This window comes from Afipia dichlorophenoxyacetatis, from assembly GCF_055386385.1.
Map to the genome: position 1 here is coordinate 3,994,959 of NZ_AP029250.1, position 19,681 is coordinate 4,014,639.

General features: G+C 57.5%; 19 protein-coding genes. 9 read left to right on the forward strand and 10 right to left on the reverse strand.

Annotation, left to right across the window (positions count from 1 at the left end):
* Positions 1–10 precede the first annotated feature (10 nt).
* Positions 11–715 carry a ribose-5-phosphate isomerase RpiA gene (gene rpiA, locus ACZ5C3_RS18755; RefSeq protein WP_464032031.1) on the reverse strand — a complete coding sequence of 235 codons (705 nt, stop codon included), beginning with the start codon at positions 713–715 and terminating at the stop codon, positions 11–13.
* Between the two features lie 166 nt (positions 716–881).
* Between rpiA and gph the strand changes: the two genes are divergently transcribed.
* From gph to ACZ5C3_RS18780, 5 genes are all read left to right on the forward strand, one after another.
* Entirely contained in the window at positions 882–1,568 is a 687-nt protein-coding gene (gph, locus tag ACZ5C3_RS18760) for a phosphoglycolate phosphatase (RefSeq protein WP_464032032.1), read from the forward strand.
* 159 nt (positions 1,569–1,727) lie between these two features.
* Positions 1,728–2,219, forward strand: coding sequence for a PEGA domain-containing protein (locus ACZ5C3_RS18765; RefSeq protein WP_464032034.1), 492 nt, complete (start codon positions 1,728–1,730; stop codon positions 2,217–2,219).
* 110 nt (positions 2,220–2,329) lie between these two features.
* Complete coding sequence (gene moaA / locus ACZ5C3_RS18770) at positions 2,330–3,364, forward strand: GTP 3',8-cyclase MoaA (protein ID WP_464044209.1); 1,035 nt, start codon at positions 2,330–2,332, stop codon at positions 3,362–3,364.
* 212 nt (positions 3,365–3,576) lie between these two features.
* Positions 3,577–4,113 carry a TRAP transporter small permease subunit gene (locus ACZ5C3_RS18775; protein ID WP_464032036.1) on the forward strand — a complete coding sequence of 179 codons (537 nt, stop codon included), beginning with the start codon at positions 3,577–3,579 and terminating at the stop codon, positions 4,111–4,113.
* Positions 4,114–4,141: 28 nt separating this feature from the next.
* A complete protein-coding gene (locus tag ACZ5C3_RS18780; RefSeq protein ID WP_464032038.1) occupies positions 4,142–5,554 on the forward strand; it encodes a TRAP transporter large permease in 1,413 nt (470 codons plus the stop codon).
* Between the two features lie 79 nt (positions 5,555–5,633).
* Here the strand turns inward: ACZ5C3_RS18780 and ACZ5C3_RS18785 are convergent, their stop codons facing one another.
* Together ACZ5C3_RS18785 and ACZ5C3_RS18790 are read right to left on the reverse strand one after the other, a co-directional pair.
* Positions 5,634–6,722: a TRAP transporter substrate-binding protein gene (locus ACZ5C3_RS18785; protein WP_464032039.1), complete on the reverse strand. Its 1,089-nt coding sequence runs from the start codon at positions 6,720–6,722 to the stop codon at positions 5,634–5,636.
* 124 nt (positions 6,723–6,846) lie between these two features.
* Complete coding sequence (locus tag ACZ5C3_RS18790) at positions 6,847–7,977, reverse strand: Mrp/NBP35 family ATP-binding protein (RefSeq protein WP_464044210.1); 1,131 nt, start codon at positions 7,975–7,977, stop codon at positions 6,847–6,849.
* A 172-nt stretch (positions 7,978–8,149) separates the two neighbouring features.
* Here ACZ5C3_RS18790 and ACZ5C3_RS18795 point away from each other — a divergent pair, with 172 nt between their 5' ends.
* The 4 genes from ACZ5C3_RS18795 to ACZ5C3_RS18810 all read left to right on the forward strand — a co-directional run bounded on the left by ACZ5C3_RS18795 (position 8,150) and on the right by ACZ5C3_RS18810 (position 11,728).
* A complete protein-coding gene (locus ACZ5C3_RS18795; protein ID WP_464032041.1) occupies positions 8,150–9,019 on the forward strand; it encodes an NAD(P)-dependent oxidoreductase in 870 nt (289 codons plus the stop codon).
* Between the two features lie 248 nt (positions 9,020–9,267).
* Entirely contained in the window at positions 9,268–10,869 is a 1,602-nt protein-coding gene (locus ACZ5C3_RS18800; protein ID WP_464032043.1) for a sensor histidine kinase, read from the forward strand.
* Positions 10,870–10,959: 90 nt separating this feature from the next.
* On the forward strand, positions 10,960–11,172 hold the full coding sequence (locus ACZ5C3_RS18805; protein WP_464032045.1) for a DUF1289 domain-containing protein: 213 nt from the start codon (positions 10,960–10,962) through the stop codon (positions 11,170–11,172).
* 37 nt (positions 11,173–11,209) lie between these two features.
* Positions 11,210–11,728: a TIGR02281 family clan AA aspartic protease gene (locus ACZ5C3_RS18810; RefSeq protein ID WP_464032047.1), complete on the forward strand. Its 519-nt coding sequence runs from the start codon at positions 11,210–11,212 to the stop codon at positions 11,726–11,728.
* On the opposite strand, the gene dusA is transcribed toward ACZ5C3_RS18810, so the two are convergent.
* The 7 genes from dusA to ACZ5C3_RS18845 all read right to left on the reverse strand — a co-directional run bounded on the left by dusA (position 11,729) and on the right by ACZ5C3_RS18845 (position 19,602).
* Complete coding sequence (dusA, locus tag ACZ5C3_RS18815; protein WP_464032049.1) at positions 11,729–12,727, reverse strand: tRNA dihydrouridine(20/20a) synthase DusA; 999 nt, start codon at positions 12,725–12,727, stop codon at positions 11,729–11,731.
* 267 nt (positions 12,728–12,994) lie between these two features.
* Positions 12,995–14,596: an amidohydrolase family protein gene (locus ACZ5C3_RS18820; protein WP_464032051.1), complete on the reverse strand. Its 1,602-nt coding sequence runs from the start codon at positions 14,594–14,596 to the stop codon at positions 12,995–12,997.
* 68 nt (positions 14,597–14,664) lie between these two features.
* On the reverse strand, positions 14,665–15,981 hold the full coding sequence (locus tag ACZ5C3_RS18825) for a hypothetical protein (RefSeq protein WP_464032053.1): 1,317 nt from the start codon (positions 15,979–15,981) through the stop codon (positions 14,665–14,667).
* Positions 15,982–16,207: 226 nt separating this feature from the next.
* Positions 16,208–16,912, reverse strand: a complete 705-nt coding sequence (locus ACZ5C3_RS18830) for an ABC transporter ATP-binding protein (RefSeq protein ID WP_464032055.1) — start codon at positions 16,910–16,912, stop codon at positions 16,208–16,210.
* The gene (locus ACZ5C3_RS18835) at positions 16,899–17,699 is read right to left on the reverse strand and encodes an ABC transporter ATP-binding protein (protein ID WP_464032057.1); all 801 of its coding nucleotides are present in this window, start codon (positions 17,697–17,699) and stop codon (positions 16,899–16,901) included. The genes ACZ5C3_RS18830 and ACZ5C3_RS18835 overlap by 14 nt, the downstream gene beginning before the upstream one ends.
* Positions 17,699–18,733, reverse strand: coding sequence for a branched-chain amino acid ABC transporter permease (locus ACZ5C3_RS18840; RefSeq protein WP_464032059.1), 1,035 nt, complete (start codon positions 18,731–18,733; stop codon positions 17,699–17,701). Before ACZ5C3_RS18840 ends, ACZ5C3_RS18835 begins: the two co-directional genes overlap by 1 nt.
* Positions 18,730–19,602, reverse strand: a complete 873-nt coding sequence (locus tag ACZ5C3_RS18845; RefSeq protein WP_464032060.1) for a branched-chain amino acid ABC transporter permease — start codon at positions 19,600–19,602, stop codon at positions 18,730–18,732. Before ACZ5C3_RS18845 ends, ACZ5C3_RS18840 begins: the two co-directional genes overlap by 4 nt.
* Between the last annotated feature and the right edge of the window lie 79 nt (positions 19,603–19,681).

Sequence of the window (19,681 nt, forward strand, 5' to 3'; positions counted from 1 at the left end):
ATCTCCTCACTTACGGCGAAGGCCGTTCAATCGTCCGAATTCCATTGGCTCCCGCGAGCACAACCATGCTCGCCAAGCCGACAAATAAACCGTGCTCGACCACGCCCGGGATCGAACTCAGAGACCTCGCCAACCGAGGGGGGTCCACTATCCGTCCAAGCCGCGCGTCGACAATCCAGTGGCCGCCATCGGTGACAAAAGCATGGCCATCTTTGCCCCCGCGAATGTCCATTTGGCCGGAGAGGCCGTTTTCCGCAAAAGCCTCCTCGATGGCCAGCCGGGTCGCGCCGAGACCAAACGGAATAACCTCGATCGGGAGGGGAAAGCGGCCAAGCGCCTCCACCCACTTGGACTCGTCGGCAATCACGACCATCCGGTCCGAAGCGGCCGCCACAATCTTTTCCCGCAGAAGTGCCCCGCCACCGCCCTTGATCAGGTTGAGGTGAGGATCGACTTCGTCGGCACCATCAACCGTCAAGTCGAGCCGGTCGATGTCATCTAACGTTGTTAAAGGAACGCCACATCGCTCTGCATCCGCGCGCGTGGCTTCAGATGTCGGGACGCCGATGACTTTCAATCCGGCATTCACCCGTTCGCCCAGAAGCTCCACGAAATGCTTTGCGGTCGACCCCGTACCGAGACCGAGCTTCATGCCCCCCTCGACCAGCTCGACCGCGCGAGCCGCCGCCTGCCGTTTCAGATCATCCATCGACACGATCGACCTTCGGTGAAAGTTCCAACCAACCGGAACGCGTGGCATATAGCGCGACTTCCGCAGGCGTGGATACCGGTTTTGCGTCCCCAAAGGCGTAAATTCCGCCGAATTTACCAGACCGGCCTAACATCTTGCGTGATCGCCCGTCGCCCGCTAGCCATTGATCATGACAAGCTCTCCTCTGATCGTCTTCGACCTCGATGGCACCCTGATCGACACTGCACCGGATCTGGTGGCCGCCCTCAATTTTGTCCTGCAGCGCGAAGGACTTCCCTTGGTCCCCGTCGCATCTGCGCGAAACATGATCGGCGCCGGCGCGCGGAAGCTGATCGAACGGGGGCTGGAGCTGGAAGGCCGCACGATGACCGTGCAGGATATCGACCGCCTGACCGCCGACTTCATTACCTATTACAAAGCGCACATCGCCGACGCTTCCCGCCCCTTCGACGGCCTTCATGCTGCACTCGATGAACTTGAGGGATCAGGCTTCCGGTTTGCCGTCTGCACCAACAAACTGGAGAGCTTGTCCAGGCTTCTGCTCGATAAGCTCGATATGACTTCGCGCTTCGAGGCCATTTGTGGCGCGGACACCTTTGGCGTTTCAAAACCGGATCCGACAATTCTCCGTCAGACCATCGCACGCGCGGGCGGCGAGATTGCATCATCGATCATGGTTGGCGATGCCGGCCCTGATGTCGGTGTCGCGCGCCGCACCGGCATTCCCGTCATTGGTGTCACATTCGGCTATACCGAGATACCGATTGCCGAGCTGAAGCCTGACGTCCTGATCGCGCATATGAGGGAGCTGCCGGCCGCTGTCAAAACCTTGATGCCAGAAACCATCACTCAATAAGGCATTGAAATTAAATCAATAATCCGCCACATCGTCCGGCGCCAAGGGCGTTAACCTTTCCTTAACTAAAAAGACGCGTCCGGTTGCGCCCACCAAGTGACGCTTCTATTGTCCGCGCCTGGGGACTTGCGGTTCGCCGCACTATTTGACGGATGCACTATGCGTAAAATTGTTGTTGTCGCTGCGGGCCTCGGCCTCGCAGGCTGTTCGTCGTTCTCCACACCGGAGATGTTCAAATCGACGCCACCCAGTGTGACAATCCAACTTGAATCACAGCCTGCCGGGGCTGAAGCCCGCACATCGGGCGGCCAGACCTGCCAGACGCCCTGTTCTTTGTCTGTCCCCGCGGAAGGCGATTTCACGGTGACCTTCTCGCTTCCCAAGTACGCGCCGGAAACCGTTCCGGTGCAGGTTTCCCGCCAGCAGCAGGATGGCCTGACGGGCTCATCGCTCCCCGCGACCGTGGATCCGAATCCGGTCTATGCGGAACTGCAGCTAGCGCCTGCCGCGGGCAGGAAGAGCAAGGCTAAGGCCAAGGCCGCCCCACCGCGACCAAAGAAGCCAAAGGCAGCACCTGCGGCTGCTGCACCAGCGGACGCGGCGCCAGCCGCAGATAACAGCTCTCCATTCCCGGCTCCTCCGGCGCGCTAAGTCAGCGCATCCGTTAGAGATCCGTTGTATACCACCGCGTGAATGCCTAAGTTATAAGTGACATCGGATGCTCCGTGCTGTCATGGAGCATCCGTCACAAGGCATATTGAATGAACGGATCTTTGCCGAATTTTCTTCCCTCAGCCTCGTCTGCGATGACCGATCCATTCGGCCGGACGATCAGGTACCTGCGCGTCTCTGTCACGGATCGCTGTGATCTGCGGTGTTTCTACTGCATGTCCGAGGACATGACGTTCCTGCCCAAATCGGACCTGCTCTCCCTGGAAGAACTCGATCGGCTATGTTCAGCGTTTATCGCCAAAGGTGTTCGCAAGCTCCGCCTCACCGGTGGTGAGCCCCTCGTCCGGCGCAACGTCATGTCGCTCGTACGCTCGCTGTCGCGCCATCTCGATACGGACGCGCTCGACGAACTGACACTGACCACGAACGGCTCGCAACTTGAGAAATTCGCCGGCGAACTAAAGGATTGTGGGGTTCGGCGCATCAATGTGTCACTCGACACTCTGGACGCTGCGAAGTTTCGCGCGATCACACGCTGGGGTGATCTGGACAAGGTGTTGCGGGGCATTGAAGCCGCACGCGCCGCCGGGCTCAAAGTCAAAATCAATGCCGTTGCGTTGAAGAACATGAATGAGGATGAAATTCCCTCACTCATGGAATGGGCCCATGGCAAGGATATGGATCTTACGCTGATCGAGGTCATGCCGATGGGTGACATCGGCGAAGGCCGCATCGATCAGTACGTGCCCCTATCGATGCTGCGCGCGCGTCTCGCTGCACGGTACACACTCACCGATCTCGATGAGAGCTCCGGAGGGCCGGCGCGCTATGTCCGCGTCAGCGAAACAGGCGGCAAGCTCGGCTTCATTACACCGATGACTCATAATTTCTGTGAGTCCTGCAATCGCGTCCGTATCACCTGTACCGGCACGCTGCATACCTGTCTCGGCCACGAGGATGCGTCCGATCTGCGCAAGCCTCTGCGTGCGTCCCCGGACAATGAGCTGTTGAGCGCAGCCATTGACCGGGCCATCGGGCTCAAGCCAAAGGGCCACGACTTCATTATCGACCGTCGGCATAACCGTCCGAGCGTCAGCCGGCATATGAGCGTCACCGGCGGCTGACGGCTGCGCCGCGGGCCGCGGTTTAGCAATTGGCCGAGATTCCGGCCCCTCGCCGGGCGATTTTACCTGCGTCAAAGTGTCAAATTACTAATTGACGTCAGCGCATCTCGCTGAAATGGTGCCGCCGCATCACATGATCCGCGCTAGAAAAAGCCATTTCGCACATGCGAAAAAGAAGCGGACGTGCTGACGCCAATCACGAGGGATGAGCGGTGGACGTCGTTAAAATCACGCGCGTAATCGATGGCATCAGCGATGCCTTCGGATTTATCGCGAAATGGCTGGTGCTGTTGGCATGTCTAGTTAGTGCGGGTAACGCCATTGTCCGTTATCTGTTCAGCTACAGTTCCAACGGGCTGCTTGAAATCCAATGGTACATGTTCGGCGGCATCGTTCTGCTTGGTGCAGCGCAGACCCTGCGGCTGAATGAACACGTCCGCGTCGACCTCCTCTACTCCAACGTCTCGGATAAAACCCGGCTTTGGATCGACATCTTCGGCTTTACGGTCTTTCTGCTGCCGGTGATGGCCTATCTAACATACCTGACCTGGCCGTTCTTCCTCAGTTCATTTACGTCGAAAGAGATGTCGATGAACGCAGGCGGATTGATTCTCTGGCCAGCAAAACTTCTGCTGCCAGTGGGTTTTGCGCTCTTGTTCCTGCAAGGACTTGCGGAGCTTGCCAAGCGTATCGCTGCACTGACTGGCGCGATGCGCATCGACACGCATTACGAAGCACCGCTGCAATAATTTCGAACACACAACACAGGACGATTTAATGTTTTCGCATGGTGTGTTCCCCCCGCTGATGTTCGGGACCATGATCCTGTTCATGCTGATCGGATTTCCGGTCGCGTTTTCGCTGGCTGCAGTGGGTCTGTTCTTCGGCATTCTCGGAATCAATACCGGCCACTTTGACCCGTCATTCCTTCAGGCTCTTCCCTTCCGCTTCTACGGGATCATTTCCAACGATCTGCTGCTCTCGATTCCGTTCTTTACCTTCATGGGCGCGATCCTTGAGCGCTGCGGTCTAGCGGAAGATCTGCTCGAGGGCACCGGACAGCTGTTTGGTAAAATTCCAGGTGGCCTCGCTTACGCGGTGATCCTCGTCGGCGCTGTTTTGGGTGCGATCACGGGCACTGTCGCCGCGTCGGTCATCGCGATGGGTGTGATCTCGCTCCCGATCATGATGCGCTACGGATACGACATGAAGCTTGCGACCGGTGTGATCGCGGCTTCCGGCACCATCACGCAGTTGATCCCGCCTTCGCTCGTGTTGATCGTGCTGGCAGACCAACTCGGCCGCTCCGTCGGCGACATGTATCTCGGCGCCATCGGCCCATCGATCCTGCAAGTCGTAATCTTCCTTCTCTACATTGTCGGACTTTCGATCGTCCGCCCCAACGCGATGCCGCCTCTTCCTGAGTCAGCGCGTGAGCCGATGAACTGGAAGCTCGTGCGCCGCGTCTTGTGGGGCATGATCCCTTCCATCGTGCTGATCTTCCTGGTGCTCGGCACCATCGGCATGGGCCTCGCAACGCCGACCGAAGCGGGCGCCATGGGCGCCGTCGGCGCGATGGCGCTTGCAGCGATGCATCGCCGCCTGACGTGGCCTCTTGTCGAACAGGCCATGACATCGACCATGCGCCTCACCGCGATGGTGGTGTTCATCCTTGTCGGATCGACCTGCTTTAGCCTTGTCTTCCAAGGAATGGACGGCGCACGCTGGATCGAACACCTGTTGACCGGCCTGCCCGGCGGCGTTGTCGGCTTCCTGATTTTCGTCAACATCTTCGTGTTCTTCCTCGCGTTCTTCCTCGACTTCTTCGAGATCGCCTTCATCATCATCCCGCTGCTTGCACCGGTGGCAAGCAAGCTCGGCATCGACCTCGTCTGGTTCGGCGTTCTTCTCTGCGTCAATATGCAGACGTCGTTCATGCATCCGCCATTCGGCTTCGCTCTCTTCTACCTGCGCGGTATCGCGCCGCCGGAAGTGAAGAGCTCCGATATCTATTGGGGTGCCATGCCCTGGGTACTGATGCAGGTCATTCTCGTCGTCGTCGTGATCATGTGGCCAGGCGCGGTCACCTACTGGATCGACAACACCAAGGTCGATACGACGAACGTCAAGATCGAGATCCCGCAGATTGAAATGCCGAACCTCGATTTTGGTGCGCCGCCCAAGCAATAGCGTGTCGCACTAAACAGCGAGACAAATAAAAAACCCGGCCTTCGCGAGAAGGCCGGGTTCTTTTTAGAGCTTAACTTGATCAGCCGCGGGTACGCGAGCGGATCATGAAGCTGTCGAAGGTGTATTCGGCAACCTGCCACCACAGATACTGGTCCGAGCGATAGGCCTGCATCGCATCGATCGACTTCTTGAAGTCGGCGTTCTTAGCAGAGAGCTCCGCCCACAGCTCGTTGGTGGATTTCAAGCAGGCGTCGAGCACATCGTTGGTGAACGGACGCAGCTGCGTACCGCTGGCAACGAGACGCTTCAGCGCAGTTGGGTTCTGCAGGTCATAGCGTGCGGCCATCCAGGAGTTGGTGTTGGCTGCCGCGTTGGCGAGGATCGCCTGATAGTTCTTCGGAAGCGAATTCCACTTATCGAGATTTGTGAATGCGTGGACCGTCGGTCCGCCTTCCCAGAAGCCTGGATAGTAGTAGTACTTGGCAACCTTCTGGAAGCCGAGCTTCTCGTCATCATAAGGACCGACCCACTCAGCAGCGTCGATGGTGCCCTTTTCCAGCGAAGGATAGATATCGCCGCCAGCGAGCTGCTGCGGAACGACACCGACTTTCTGCAGGACCTGACCGGCGATACCACCGATACGCATCTTCAGACCCTGAAGATCCGCAACGGTCTTGATCTCCTTGCGGAACCAACCACCCATCTGGGTGCCGGTGTTGCCGGCCGGATGCGCGATCACGCCATACTTCTTGAAGAACTCGTTGCCGAGCTCCATGCCGCCGCCCTGATACCACCAGGAGTTCTGCTGACGTGCATTCAAGCCGAATGGGACCGACGCATAGATCGCGAAGGTCGGATCCTTACCGACGTAGTAGTACGCGACAGTGTGGCACATTTCGACAGTGCCGTTCGACGTCGCGTCCAGCGCCTGCAGACCGGGAACGAGCTCGCCTGCCGCGAACACCTGGATCTGGAATTTATTGTCGGTCATTTCGGCGACTTGCTTCGCCAGATATTCACCGCCGCCATAAATCGTATCGAGCGACTTCGGGAAGCTCGACGCTAGGCGCCATTTGATCTCAGGCGACGACTGGGCAATCGCCGGCGAAGCCACCGCAGCAGCGGCGGCCCCAACGGCCGATACTTTCAAAAACTCACGACGCTTCATTAGGCATCTCCTTTGGGGTGTGTTTCTTTTTGAAATCCTTCGGTCTCTAGCATGGAAATTCACCCGCAGAAAATGCGGGGAAGCTCGCTATTCCGAAGGATTAAACGAAAGTCGAAGGGGTATCTCAAACAGTAACACCCGTAAGCTGCGATTTAATCTTCTCGCCAATCGCTCGGTACATCGCTGCGTGCGGGCCATTTGGCTCGCTATCAACCACCGGTGCACCTGCATCAGACGACGTGCGAATCGCCATATGAAGCGGGATTTCGCCGAGGAATGGGACATTAAGCCGCTCCGCTTCGTGCCGCGCTCCACCATGCCCGAAGATATCCGAACGGGTCCCACATTCAGGACATTGAAAATAGCTCATGTTCTCGATGATGCCGAGGGTCGGAACATCGACCTTGCTGAACATCGCAATGCCGCGTCGCGCATCGATGAGGGCAAGGTCCTGAGGCGTCGAGACGATCACCGCGCCCCTTAGCGGCACCTGCTGCGCCAGCGTTAATTGTGCATCACCGGTCCCGGGCGGCATGTCCACGATCAACACATCGAGTACGCCCCAATCCACGTCCCACAGCATCTGCCGGACTGCGGACATGACCATCGGGCCGCGCCACACCATGGGTGTCTCCTCGCCCACCAGGAACCCGATCGACATCAGCGCGATGCCGAAGCGCTGGATGGGGACCATTTTCTTCGCGTCGTTCAGCTGCGGCTTTTGCAGAACGCCGGTCAACCGTGGAACGGAGGGGCCGTAAATGTCCGCGTCGAGCAGCCCGACCTTGAGACCAAGATCGCGCAAGCCAAGCGCGAGATTGAGCGCAGTAGTCGACTTGCCGACACCACCCTTGCCCGAGGCGACAGCGATGATGGCGCCAACTCCGGGGATCGCAACCTGCTTGCCCATCGGAGAGTCAGCCGGCGCGCCATGCGGGCGGTGCTGCGAATCCGGCCTCACGCCATGGGAATGTTGGTGAGACTGTTGCGGTGCGGGTGCTGCTCCCGGTCTGCGCTCTGCTGTCAATGCAACCATCACCGTGGTGACGCCCGGAATAGCCCGGACTGCAGCCTCCGCACGCGCACGGGTATCCTCCCACGCACGCGCCTCGGCGGCATCGACATTGATGGAAAAAAACACCTTCCCATCGCTCGCTGCGATCTCGGACAGGACCCTCGCCTCGGTCAACGGAACGCCTCGTGGCGACGTCACCGACCGAAGTGCGGCAAGGACTTTATCTTTATCGACAGACAAAATGCATCTCCAGGGCGGCGGAAGGACGAAAAATGCCGCATGTCGGCCTTCATACGCGTGTTACCTGCGCCGTCAACGCCCTTGCATCGGAGCGCATCATACGCATAGCTGTCGGCGCCACGCGGGCCTGTGGGTCCTCATCACCAATCTCAACCATCAAAGAGCATACGATATGGCAAAAGTCGCATTTCTCGGTCTTGGCGTCATGGGTTTCCCGATGGCGGGCCACCTCGCCGCCAAGGGCGGCCACGAGGTGACGGTTTACAACCGCTCCGGTGCAAAGGCGAAAGCCTGGGCCGACAAATTCGGCGGCCGCACTGCAGCAACACCGAAAGCCGCTGCCGAAGGACAGGATTTCGTCATGTCCTGCGTCGGAAACGACGACGACCTGCGCGCGGTAACCATCGGTGACGACGGCGCTTTTGCCGGCATGAAATCCGGCGCGGTCTTTGTCGATCACACCACGGCCTCCGCCGAAGTGGCGCGCCAACTCGACGCTGAGGCCAACAAGCGCGGATTCCATTTCATCGACGCCCCTGTCTCCGGTGGACAGGCCGGTGCCGAAAACGGCGTTCTCACCGTGATGTGCGGTGGCAAGGAAGCGGACTACAAGCGCGCGGAGCCGATTATCGCGTCCTATGCGCGGATGTGCAAACTGCTGGGGCCTGCGGGCGCCGGTCAGCTCACCAAGATGGTCAACCAGATCTGCATCGCGGGTCTTGTCGAAGGCTTGTCCGAAGGCATCCACTTCGCCAAGAAGTCCGGTCTCGACATCAACGCTGTGATCGACACCATTTCCAAGGGCGCCGCGCAATCCTGGCAGATGGAAAACCGCTACAAGGCCATGAACGAGGGCAAATTCGATTTCGGCTTCGCCGTCGAATGGATGCGCAAGGACCTGTCGATCTGCCTCGCGGAGGCCCGCCGCAACGGCGCGAGCCTGCCCGTGACCGCCCTCGTCGATAACTTCTATTCCGAAGTCGAAAAAATGGGCGGCAAGCGCTGGGATACATGCAGCCTTCTCGCCCGGCTGGAACGCTGATCCTCCTCTTATTTGGGCTCTCACAGAGCCTGACGAACGAAAGGCGGCACCCAGGTGCCGCCTTTTCCTTTTTTGGGGCCTTTGAACGGATCCTCGCCCTCAAATTTAGACTTTCTTAACCCGATTAAATTGACCTTTAAGCCACCTCTTAATGTTTTAGCGCCAAATATAGCGGTGGCTGTTTGTGCGCGACCATGCGTGGCCTTCGCACGGGTTTGGGAATTCTGCGTTGTAGTTGTTAGAGTGTAATGAGTGAGTCCGCAGACAAAATTGAAGTTCCCGCGGCAACCGCGGATGGATTGAGCGCGACTCCTGCCCGGAATCGCCGGGCTGCTTCGCAGCGCGTCCGCGAAGCGCGCGATCGGCTAACTTCTACCAGCGGAACTCGACCGGCCTTCGATCACGAACTGCTTCGCCAATACGCCCAGACACGGATTTCAGCCTCGCTGGTGGTCGTGCTCCTGGTCGTCGCGACCGGCGTGCTTTGCAGTGTCTGGATTCCACCAATTATCGCCGCAGGATGGACTTTCGGCGTCCTGACGCTCCACGCCATCATCGTCCGCTATTGCCGGAAATTTCTTGCGCAAGCATCAACTGCTCCGGCCACCACCCGCAAATGGCGACTGCGCTTTGTTGCGCTCGACCTGTTGTACGGCCTGGCATGGTCCTTCATCCTTATTCATCCGTCCGGCATCGATGTGGTCTCGAACACGCTGATGCTGTTTCTGATGCTGCTTGTCGTAGCGGTCTCCAGCATGCTGGCCGCGAGCCTCCCGATTGCCGCCTTCGCGGCAACGGTGCCAGTCGCGACAGTCATTGCGGTCAACTTTGTTCTGCGCAGAACGTTCGACGACTACATGCTCGCAGCGCTTGCTGTGACCGCGGAAGGTTATTTCGCGCTTCTCGCTCACCGGCTTCACTCAACGACCCTTGCGACACTGGAGGCCCGCGCCGAAAAGGATGCCTTGATCGGCGAGCTGGAACAATCAAAGGCCATCTCGGACGAGGCCCGCTATCGCGCCGAAGCAGCGAACGTCTCCAAATCGCGTTTTCTCGCGCAAATGAGCCACGAGCTGCGCACGCCGCTCAACGCCATTCTCGGCTTCTCCGAAGTCATGAAAAGCGAGATTTTCGGCGCGCATACGGTTGAGGTTTATAAGGACTACTCCGCCGATATTCATAATTCCGGCGTGCATCTGCTCAATCTCATCAACGAAATCCTCGACCTGTCACGCATCGAAGCCGGACGTTACGAACTCAACGAAGAACCGGTGTCGCTCACACACGTCGTCGCGGATTGCCACCATCTTTTGAAGCTTCGCGCCTCGAGCCGCGGTATCACGATCCACGAAGTGTTCGAACACGGCATGCCGAAGCTATGGGGCGACGAGCGCGCAACGCGTCAGGTCGTTCTCAACCTGCTCTCCAACTCGATCAAGTTCACCCCGCCGGGCGGCGAGATCTGGCTCAAGGTAGGTTGGACCGCGTCGGGTGGTCAGTATCTCAGTGTCAAGGATACCGGCTCAGGCATCGCCGAGGACGAAATTCCCGTGGTGCTGGCTTCATTCGGCCAGGGATCGAACTCGATCAAATCGGCCGAGCAAGGCGCGGGCCTTGGCCTCCCCATTGCAAAAAGCCTGATCGACATGCACGGCGGAACGTTCACGCTGAAATCTACACTGCGTGTCGGCACGGAAGTGATCGTCACATATCCGCCGGAACGCGTGATGACAGCATTGGCGCCGATGCGGGAAGAGTCCCCGCCTCTGCAACCAATGCCGGACGCAGTAACCAGCGAGAAAAGCCGGCCGCGTCATACACCCATCATGAGCGCAGGAACTGGACTATGAGGCCAGGGACACTGATCGATCGAGTTTCCCTGCCCTTGGCCCGACTTTCCATGCTTGCGCAATCCGTCAAAATGCCCATCAGTAGCGTTCATGAAAATCGAAACGCCCTGCATCGCGGTCTGCTTTATCGATCCGAAAACCGATCTTTGTTTCGGCTGCGGACGCACGCTGCCCGAAATTGCGCGATGGCATGCGATGACCAACACCGAGCGCGTCGAACTTATGGCAACGCTCCCCCAGCGCATGCTCGATGCCGGACTTTCCGTACCAGCCGCGACAAAAAGGCGGCACGCGGAATCCTAAGCCGCAGCATGCGGAATGCTGACGCGGCAGGTGCAGCATGATCCGCGCGTTTCTCATTCTCACGGCCGTCGTCACAGTGGTAACGCTTCTGCTTTCTATCTCGGATCCCGTCGCCTTCGCGAACATCAAGGGATCAATCACACGCGTCGCTGAAAAGCCGTTTAGCTCCCGATCGTCATCACGCTCCGTCGAGATTGCGCGCAGTGACCGCGGTGATTTCGCGCTACGTGCAAAAGTAAATGGCGTCAGTGCGCCGATGGTAATCGACACCGGTGCAACATCGGTCGTTCTCACCTACGAAACGGCCAAGGCCGCAGGCCTGCCGCTTGAGTTGCTCGACTACAACGTGGACGTTGAAACTGCCGGCGGGCGTGTCCGCGCCGCGCGGCTAACATTGGACCGGCTTGCCATCGGCAAGCTTGTCGAACGTTCAGTCCCGGCGCTGGTGGTGCCGCGTGGACAGATGAAATCCAACCTGCTCGGTATGAGCTTCCTCAATCGCCTTGAGAGCTGGGAAGTGCGAGCCGACCGCTTATTGCTGCGCGGCTATCCGTAGTCACGCCGCGATCGGCGCGACTGCGTCTTCATCCACCAGCGCAAGCGCTTCCCGCAGCGAGGCGACGCCTGCGCCCGGTTTCATGCACACCTCGGCGAGATATCGACGAAACGCCCGTGCACCGGGAACGCCCTGAAACGCGCCGACAAGATGCCGCGTGATCGAATGAAGCCGCGTGCCTGCCGCAAGTTCACGCGCGATATAGGGCATCAGTGCTTCAATGGCTTCATGCATCGACGCGTGCGGCGCTGCTTCGCCAAACAGCTCAGGATCGACGCTTAGGAGACGCCATGGCTCCTGATAGGCGGCACGTCCGAGCATCGCGCCATCAACGTGGGCCAAATGCTCTTTGGCGGCAGCAATAGTGGTGATGCCACCGTTGATCGCAATTAACACGTCAGGCAGCGAGGCTTTGAGCCGATAGACACGATCATAATCGAGCGGCGGAATGTCACGATTTTCCTTCGGCGACAGTCCATTGAGCCACGCCTTTCGTGCGTGCACGACCAAGGCGTCGGCTCCAGCCGCAAGCACTGCATGAGCAAGAGTGTCGAGCGCGATCTCAGGGTCCTGGTCGTCGATGCCGATGCGGCATTTGACGGTGACCGGAATGCTGACAACCTTCTTCATCGCCGTGATGCATTCCGCAACGAGATGCGGCTCCGCCATCAGGCATGCACCGAAGCGACCGTCCTTCACGCGGTCTGATGGACAACCGACATTGAGATTGATTTCGTCATAACCAAAATCTTCGCCGATGACCGCACTCGCGGCGAGGTCTGCGGGATTGGAACCACCAAGCTGAAGTGCAACGGGATGTTCGCTCACGTCGAAGCCAAGCAGCCGCTGCCGGTCACCATGGATGACCGCGCCTGTTGTCAGCATCTCTGTGTAAAGCCGCGCACGCCGCGACAGCAGACGGTGGAACACCCGGCAATGCCGGTCTGTCCAGTCCATCATAGGCGCGACGGAGAATCTAAATATATGATATTGTTTCATTTTTTGTAGCTTTAGAACGTTTAACTCATGTGGTCTACGCATAGGCACACGAGATTAGCCATCATTACCAAACTAGATTCTGGTTCTTGGAGAGGCAGATACGTCGAAACGGTCAAGAGCTCAACGAGACATTTCTGCCGGAAGGATGCGGATAGTTCAACATGAGGTCCGCAGCGACCGTCAGGAGCCCGCCATCATGCAAGTCCCGTGACGCCTAACTTGCAACTCACCGGCCCGGCATTGCCGGACCTTAATCGCCATAACGTTCTATAAGGACGATCGCAACCAAGCTGGAATATTGATATTGCTCTTCAGCCGAGTTCTGAACTGGTAATCATCGACTTCTGAGATTGGGTCCAGGACCATCGGCTCAACATCATCGCGACCGATCGATCGTGCTCCTGCCATTAGCTCCATCGCATAATCTTCATCGAACCCCAGCTCCACGACGAAGCCATCGGTGGCTCCGCCCATAAGCTGATGCTGCGCATGAAATTGCTCCGCCAAGTCTGGCAAGTGCTCCAGAGCGTAGGACAACGTCGCGATCGCGGTCCCCAGGGACATGCGCTCAAGTGGGTGCCCGGGATCAATCAGATCGAGGACCATATCCTGTCCCGCTATGCGCAACATCTCGACGTCTCTGGTTAGAGGATTAATGACCGTTGCCCGTCCTGCACGTGGCCGGCCATTGATAAGTACCGCAACAACATCACTCTCTCGTGCTTCAATCACCTGCGCGTATGGGTCTTTCGACACTCCATCGAGAACAAGGAGATCAGCGATCTTCCCGACTTCCACGGTGCCTAGAAACTTGCTCCAGGACATCATTTGAGCCGGTGTACTCGTTACCATTCGCACCAAGTCTCTATCAGAAATTAGGTTCCCCAGATGCGCGCTCACGATCTTGGCAATCTTGAGCTCGCCAAGAAGATTCTTAGTACCACTAGGCCCCCAATCTGAACCGAGAGCGACACGAACCCCGTCCTGCAGTGCTGTCTCGACGTCCGTAGTTGAACCATAGAGAAGAAGATTGCTTAAGGGGGACCAGACGATGCCAGAGCCGTCCTTCATCCTCTTCATCTGCTCCTTATTCAACGCTGTTCCATGAATTCCGACAAGGTTGGGGCCTATGAGGTATGATCCATCAGGCGCTTTAAGAGATTCGAAAAAGCTTCGCGATCTATCATCTACGCCTTCAGACAGATGCAAAAGAAAAGGCTTTTGCATGTCGCCCCGTAACGGACCATAGATTTCCTTAACCTGATCAAAGCTCGTAAAATTGTCTATGCGATCTTCTGCGGCCGGCCAGCTCCTATCATCTGGCAGCTCGACGTTACGGACTAATCCAGCATATGCGGCACGCACACCAGAGTTCATCGACTTGATCGATAGACCTTGCGTCGTCGTTACTCCACCAAGAAGCGCGCGGCATTCGACAAAACGAACCACGGCTCTCGAAATTTCTGAAAGCGGATCGTGAGTGAGCAATGCCGCAGGATCCTTGACGAACCGTTTGTATTCGCAAGCGTTACGCCACTGCTCACGGCACTCATATAATCGAGGAACATTCCAAAGCGGGATCATGTTGTAACTAGGATGATTATGCAGCTCGAACAATCCTGGATAGATTGTCCCCTTCAGCTCAATTGGCTTGAGCGAGGTGAACTCGCTAGGTAGCGGCTTTCCTCGCTCTGCACAGTGAACGATCAACCCGTCCTCGATTGCAATCACACCATCGTGGAGGATCGTAAAGCTTCCATCCATTGTTACTATACGCCCGTGCAAAACCACACGAGAAGGCGGCGGTAGCACCTTCTTGGTTAAAGGTAGGGCATCAGCTAGATCGGTCTCATCCCGGAACCACGCCATCCCACACTCCAATTTTCAGAGTTGTTCAAACTGGCCGCGCATCAAGGAGTAACTTCCTGAAGCCGCCATCACTGCCTGGGAGGAGGCATCGCTTCCAAGGCTTGCCTCAAGGGCCCAGCTGGCTCCGGCGCACTACAATGGGGCTGATTGTGGAAGCCGGTTGATCGGCATATGGCCGGCGTTGCTCCTTTCAAATCGCCTAGCTTACACGCGCTGCACATCCGAAAGATCGCCGCGTCCAATTGCAAAGAATAATCGAGTGACGATGCCGCCGGCTCCTGCGGCTGAAACAATGCTCCGCTTTTGATGTTTTGAAACCAAATGTCGACATGATCTTTCACACGCGCCGGAATGCCGAAATCATTTTTGCTAAAGCTGCTGTTGAGAATACCGATTGAGGCTCTGGGAGTGCGCGCCGCAGCATGGCATGACAAACAAGACGAACGCATATTGTCCGCTGGACCATTCGCACGTCCTTGAAACCCCGTTGTGAGTCGGGCAGGCCAGCCGTATGTGATGCCTCGAAGACTTGGATTGACCCAAGTTTGCCGGAGCGACGTGTCATATATCTGCGGATCGTTTCCCCATTGCAGCGAAACTGGCACAAGATTGTCAAAGAGATTGTCGCCTTTCGGTGGCCCTAGCCACACGAACGTTCCGAATACCCATCCTGTGTCACGGGATCGGGTATCCTTAACCGCTATGTCTACCTGCAGCAGACGCAGTGATCGCTTGATCCGACCGCTCGCGGGAAGCGGTGTGCTGCCAGACCCAGCAGGATCAATGAATGCATCAAATTCTGGGCCCCCTTGCAGATAAGCGACCTCCGTAGTTGAGGCATCGGTAAAAAGGAATTTGATCGATGCTGTGTCTGGAGGAAATTCAACAGCAACCGGTAACGACGGATTACAGGGCTCATAAAAGATATCGCCAAGGACCGCCGCCCCTGCGCGATTGTAAAATCCTACTGCCCAAACTTGATATCCATCTACATTGGATGGCGAAAGATCCCCTCTATCGGGGCCGCGCTCTTTTGTCAGGCCCATTAGGGGCTCGCGGCCCGAATTCCCATAGTCCAACCACAGAGAAGTCCACCAATTCTCTCGCCCCGTCCCCACTAACTTTCGATCAACGATACGGAAAGAGCTTCTGGCTCCGGCCAGAACAGAAGTCATGTACTCGACAGGACGAACTTGAAAATCGATCGACTCCCACGGCTGTTCGTCGCGCGGGTCGTGATGTTGTTTCGGGTAATCAATACGCCACTTTACCGAAGGAACCCCATTCGCGTTTAGCGTACTCGCTGAAAAGGTTGAGCAGACATCGGCCTGAGAAGACGAAAGGCAAACAATCGATAATACGAAGGCAAGCAAAAATGCTTTCACGGCCTCCTCCATCAATTGCAATTGGTAATCGAAATGTTCAACTAATATAACGCAATAACGATTTCCGCAACCGATCAGCGAAAACGGTGTTCATCACCCACCAGATTAGCGCCCAACGACGGCTGTTGGAGCATAGGACAGAGACCAGATAAGCTCTGTCTGGCAATGGCTTAATTGACAACTCTAAGCCAAACTCACAAACACAACTATCGCTGATGCAGGCTTGTCACCCGCCCAAATAAGCCTCTTGGATGTGCTTGTCGTCGATCAACGCGTCACCGCTGCCTGACAGCACAATTGACCCTGCCTCCATCAGGTAGGCGTAGTCGCACATGTCGAGGGCTGAATAAGCATTCTGCTCCACCATCAGGACCGTGGTGCCGGACTTGCGGATGCCGTCAATGATCTCGAACACTTGCTCCACGATGTTGGGCGCAAGGCCAAGCGACGGCTCATCGAACATGACCAGCTTCGGCTTCGACATGATGGCGCGACCAATGGCCAGCATCTGCTGCTCGCCGCCGGAGAGCGTACCCGCAACCTGATGGCGGCGCTCCGCGAGCCGCGGAAACTGAGTGAAGATCCGGTCACGATCCGCAGCGATCCCGTCAGCGTCGTTTCGGAGATACGCACCCATGTCGAGGTTCTCCTCGACCGTCATGTCCGGAAACACCCGACGCCCTTCGGGGCAATGAGCAATGCCGCGCGCCAGGATCTCCCGGGCCGAGCAGCGCGTAATGTCTTCGCCCTCGAAGATCATACGGCCGGACACCGACGGCAGAATCCCCGAAATCGAACGCAATGTGGTGCTCTTGCCGGCGCCATTTGCGCCGATCAGTGCGACGAGCTGTCCCTGTTTGATGGACAATGAAATGCCCTTGAGGGCCTCGACCTTGCCGTAACGGCAAACGAGATCGCTAATCTCTAGCACGTCTCTTAGCTCCCTGCCCGAGATAAGCGCGGATGACTTCAGGATTGCCCTGGATTGCCGCGGGCGGTCCTTCGGCAATGATCCGGCCGTAATTCAACACAACGATGCGATCCGACACGCCCATCACCATCGGCATGTCGTGCTCAACCAACAGGATGGTGACGCCCAAGCCACGCAACTTGTCGAGAAGCTGCATGAAGCGCGCGGTCTCCGTCGCGTTCATGCCGGAGACCGGCTCATCCAGCAGCAGCATGGACGGATCAGCGGCCAACGCCAGCGCCACACCAAGAAGTCGTTGATCGCCGTAAGCAAGTGATCCCGCGAGTTCGCGCGACCGCCGTTCGATGCCGACAAGCGCAAGGATCTCGGCGGCCCTCGTCTTCAACTCGTTTTCGGATTGCTTTTCGCGCGGCAGCGCCAGCAGCGTATCCCATAGGTGCGAGCGGCCACGGCGATGCAGGCCGATCATCACATTCGCGAAGACGCTCACACTCTGGAAAACGCTGGTGCGCTGGAAGGTTCTGACCAAGCCCAGCGACGTCACTTGATGCGGCTTGAGATTGTTCAGGGACGTTCCGCGATAGCGGACTTCACCCTTCGTCGGCCGCAAAAATCCGGTGATAACGTTGAACGCCGTCGTCTTGCCCGCACCATTCGGACCGATCAGGCTGACGACTTCGCCCTCATTGACGACGAAATTCATATCCGAGATCGCAACAAGTCCGCCGAAGTGGACGGCGATGTGCTCGATCGATAGCGCGGGCTGCTTCTGTGGCTGCGCGTCCATCATCGTGCATCCTGTATTTTGGCCTCGGTTGTCGGAGCAACGTTTGGCTCATCGTTCACGCCAAACCACTTCTCGATCGCCGGCACGATACCCTGCGGCAGAATGAACACGATCAGGATCATGAACAAGCCGTAGAGAATCCACTGGATCTCCGGCGCGGCGAAAGATCGCGCGACCACCGGAATAAATCCGAAGATCAAACCGCCCACGATCGGCCCCGCGAGTGTTCCCTTTCCACCGGTGATGACCATGATCACCATGGTGACGGTGTAGAGGAAGAGGAACACATCCGGATCGATGATCTTGAGATAGTGCGCGTAAAGGCTGCCCGCGGCACCTGCGATGCCGGCAGAAACAATCGCAGCAAGCACCAAGTAACGGGTCACGTCGATACCGACCGACACCGCGAGCGATTCATTCTCTTTCAGAGCCACCATCGCGCGCCCCACCCGTGAATGCACCAACCGCTTGATGACGACATAAGAAATCACCATCACTGCAAGCACGAGGTAGTAATTCGACTGCTTGCTATAGAAGTCGAAATAGCCGAGCCCGGGCAATCCCAATGTCATGGGAGGAATGGACGTGAGCGCTAGCGGCCCCTGCGTGAGCTCGACCCAGTTCAGCGCAACCAGTCGCACGACCTCGGCGAAGCTGATCGTCACGATCACAAAGTAGGCGCCACGAACACGGAACGACAGCTTTCCGACGAGGTAGCCGCACAGGCCGGAAAATAGAATGGCGATAATAAAGCCCGACCAGACCGGCCACGGTTCGTGAACCACCCGGTATCCGCCGACGAGCTCGACATCGAACCCGAGCGAAACCAGGGCGCTGGTATAGGCACCAATGCCGAAGAACGCGACGTGACCGAGACTCAGCTGTCCGGTGTAGCCCAGCAGCAGATTGAGGCTCATCGCCGCGATGATGAAGATGCCTGTCGTGATGAAGGCATTCAGAAGATAAGGATCGTTGAGCCACATCGGAACGGAAGCGAACACGATGAGCGCGATCCAGGGAAACAGCCGCTTCATCCAATTCGCTCCGTTCGCGCAAACAGGCCCGTCGGCTTGAACAGCAGCACCGCGATGATGATCAGGAATCCCATGGCGTCGCGATATCCGGATGAGATGTAACCCGCCCCCATTTCCTCCGCGAAAGCGAGAATAAAGCCGCCAATCGTCGCTCCGCCGATACTACCAAGGCCTCCGAGGATGACGATGGCGAAGGCCTTCAGCGACGCAATGTTCCCCATCTGCGGTGAAATCACGTAGACAGGACCAAGCAGCGCGCCGGCCGCAGCTGCGAGGCTCGACCCAATGGCAAAGGTTGCCATGTAGATCATCTGAATGTTGACACCCATCAGCGAGGCTGTATCGCGGTCCTGGAAGGTCGCGCGCATTGCCTTGCCGAGCTTGGTGCGGTTGATCAGGAAATACGCCACAGCGATCAACGCTAGAGCGGCGAAAAAGACAAACAGCCGCAACCAGGACACCGAGAACGGCCCGATGACGAGTGGCGTCTCGGGAAACGGCGTCGAGACCGATTTCGCCACGCCACCCCAGACATATTGTTCTGCGTTCTGCATCACGATCATGGCGCCGATCATGATCAGCATCGTGGTATCGATATCGGCACCACGCATCGGCCGCAACAACACCACTTCGATCAGCGCGCCAAGCAAACATCCGGCGACGATCGCCACGAGGATTGAAAGAAAGAAATTCAATCCGAGCATGATAGCGACGAAGTACACGAAATACGCTCCGAACGCATAAAGCTCGCCGTGCGCAAAATTGACGACACGCATGATGCCAAAGATCAAAGTCAAACCGATGCCGAGCAGTGCGTAGGTACTGCCAAGGATCAGCATGTTGATCATGTGTTGCAGAAATTCAGTCATTGTGTCGGGACAACCCTCTCCATCCGGCGAAGATCGCCAGTGTCACAACAAAAACGTGGGCACCGGTCAGAGACCCGGT

Coding starts and splice junctions, on each gene's coding strand:
- gph (WP_464032032.1), top strand. CDS start 882: ATGACAAGCTCTCCTCTGATCGTCTTCGACCTCGATGGCACCCTGATC.
- ACZ5C3_RS18765 (WP_464032034.1), top strand. CDS start 1,728: ATGCGTAAAATTGTTGTTGTCGCTGCGGGCCTCGGCCTCGCAGGCTGT.
- moaA (WP_464044209.1), top strand. CDS start 2,330: ATGAACGGATCTTTGCCGAATTTTCTTCCCTCAGCCTCGTCTGCGATG.
- ACZ5C3_RS18780 (WP_464032038.1), top strand. CDS start 4,142: ATGTTTTCGCATGGTGTGTTCCCCCCGCTGATGTTCGGGACCATGATC.
- ACZ5C3_RS18785 (WP_464032039.1), bottom strand. CDS start 6,722: ATGAAGCGTCGTGAGTTTTTGAAAGTATCGGCCGTTGGGGCCGCCGCT.
- ACZ5C3_RS18795 (WP_464032041.1), top strand. CDS start 8,150: ATGGCAAAAGTCGCATTTCTCGGTCTTGGCGTCATGGGTTTCCCGATG.
- ACZ5C3_RS18800 (WP_464032043.1), top strand. CDS start 9,268: ATGAGTGAGTCCGCAGACAAAATTGAAGTTCCCGCGGCAACCGCGGAT.
- ACZ5C3_RS18805 (WP_464032045.1), top strand. CDS start 10,960: ATGAAAATCGAAACGCCCTGCATCGCGGTCTGCTTTATCGATCCGAAA.
- ACZ5C3_RS18810 (WP_464032047.1), top strand. CDS start 11,210: ATGATCCGCGCGTTTCTCATTCTCACGGCCGTCGTCACAGTGGTAACG.
- dusA (WP_464032049.1), bottom strand. CDS start 12,727: ATGAAACAATATCATATATTTAGATTCTCCGTCGCGCCTATGATGGAC.
- ACZ5C3_RS18820 (WP_464032051.1), bottom strand. CDS start 14,596: ATGGCGTGGTTCCGGGATGAGACCGATCTAGCTGATGCCCTACCTTTA.
- ACZ5C3_RS18835 (WP_464032057.1), bottom strand. CDS start 17,699: ATGGACGCGCAGCCACAGAAGCAGCCCGCGCTATCGATCGAGCACATC.
- ACZ5C3_RS18840 (WP_464032059.1), bottom strand. CDS start 18,733: ATGAAGCGGCTGTTTCCCTGGATCGCGCTCATCGTGTTCGCTTCCGTT.
- ACZ5C3_RS18845 (WP_464032060.1), bottom strand. CDS start 19,602: ATGACTGAATTTCTGCAACACATGATCAACATGCTGATCCTTGGCAGT.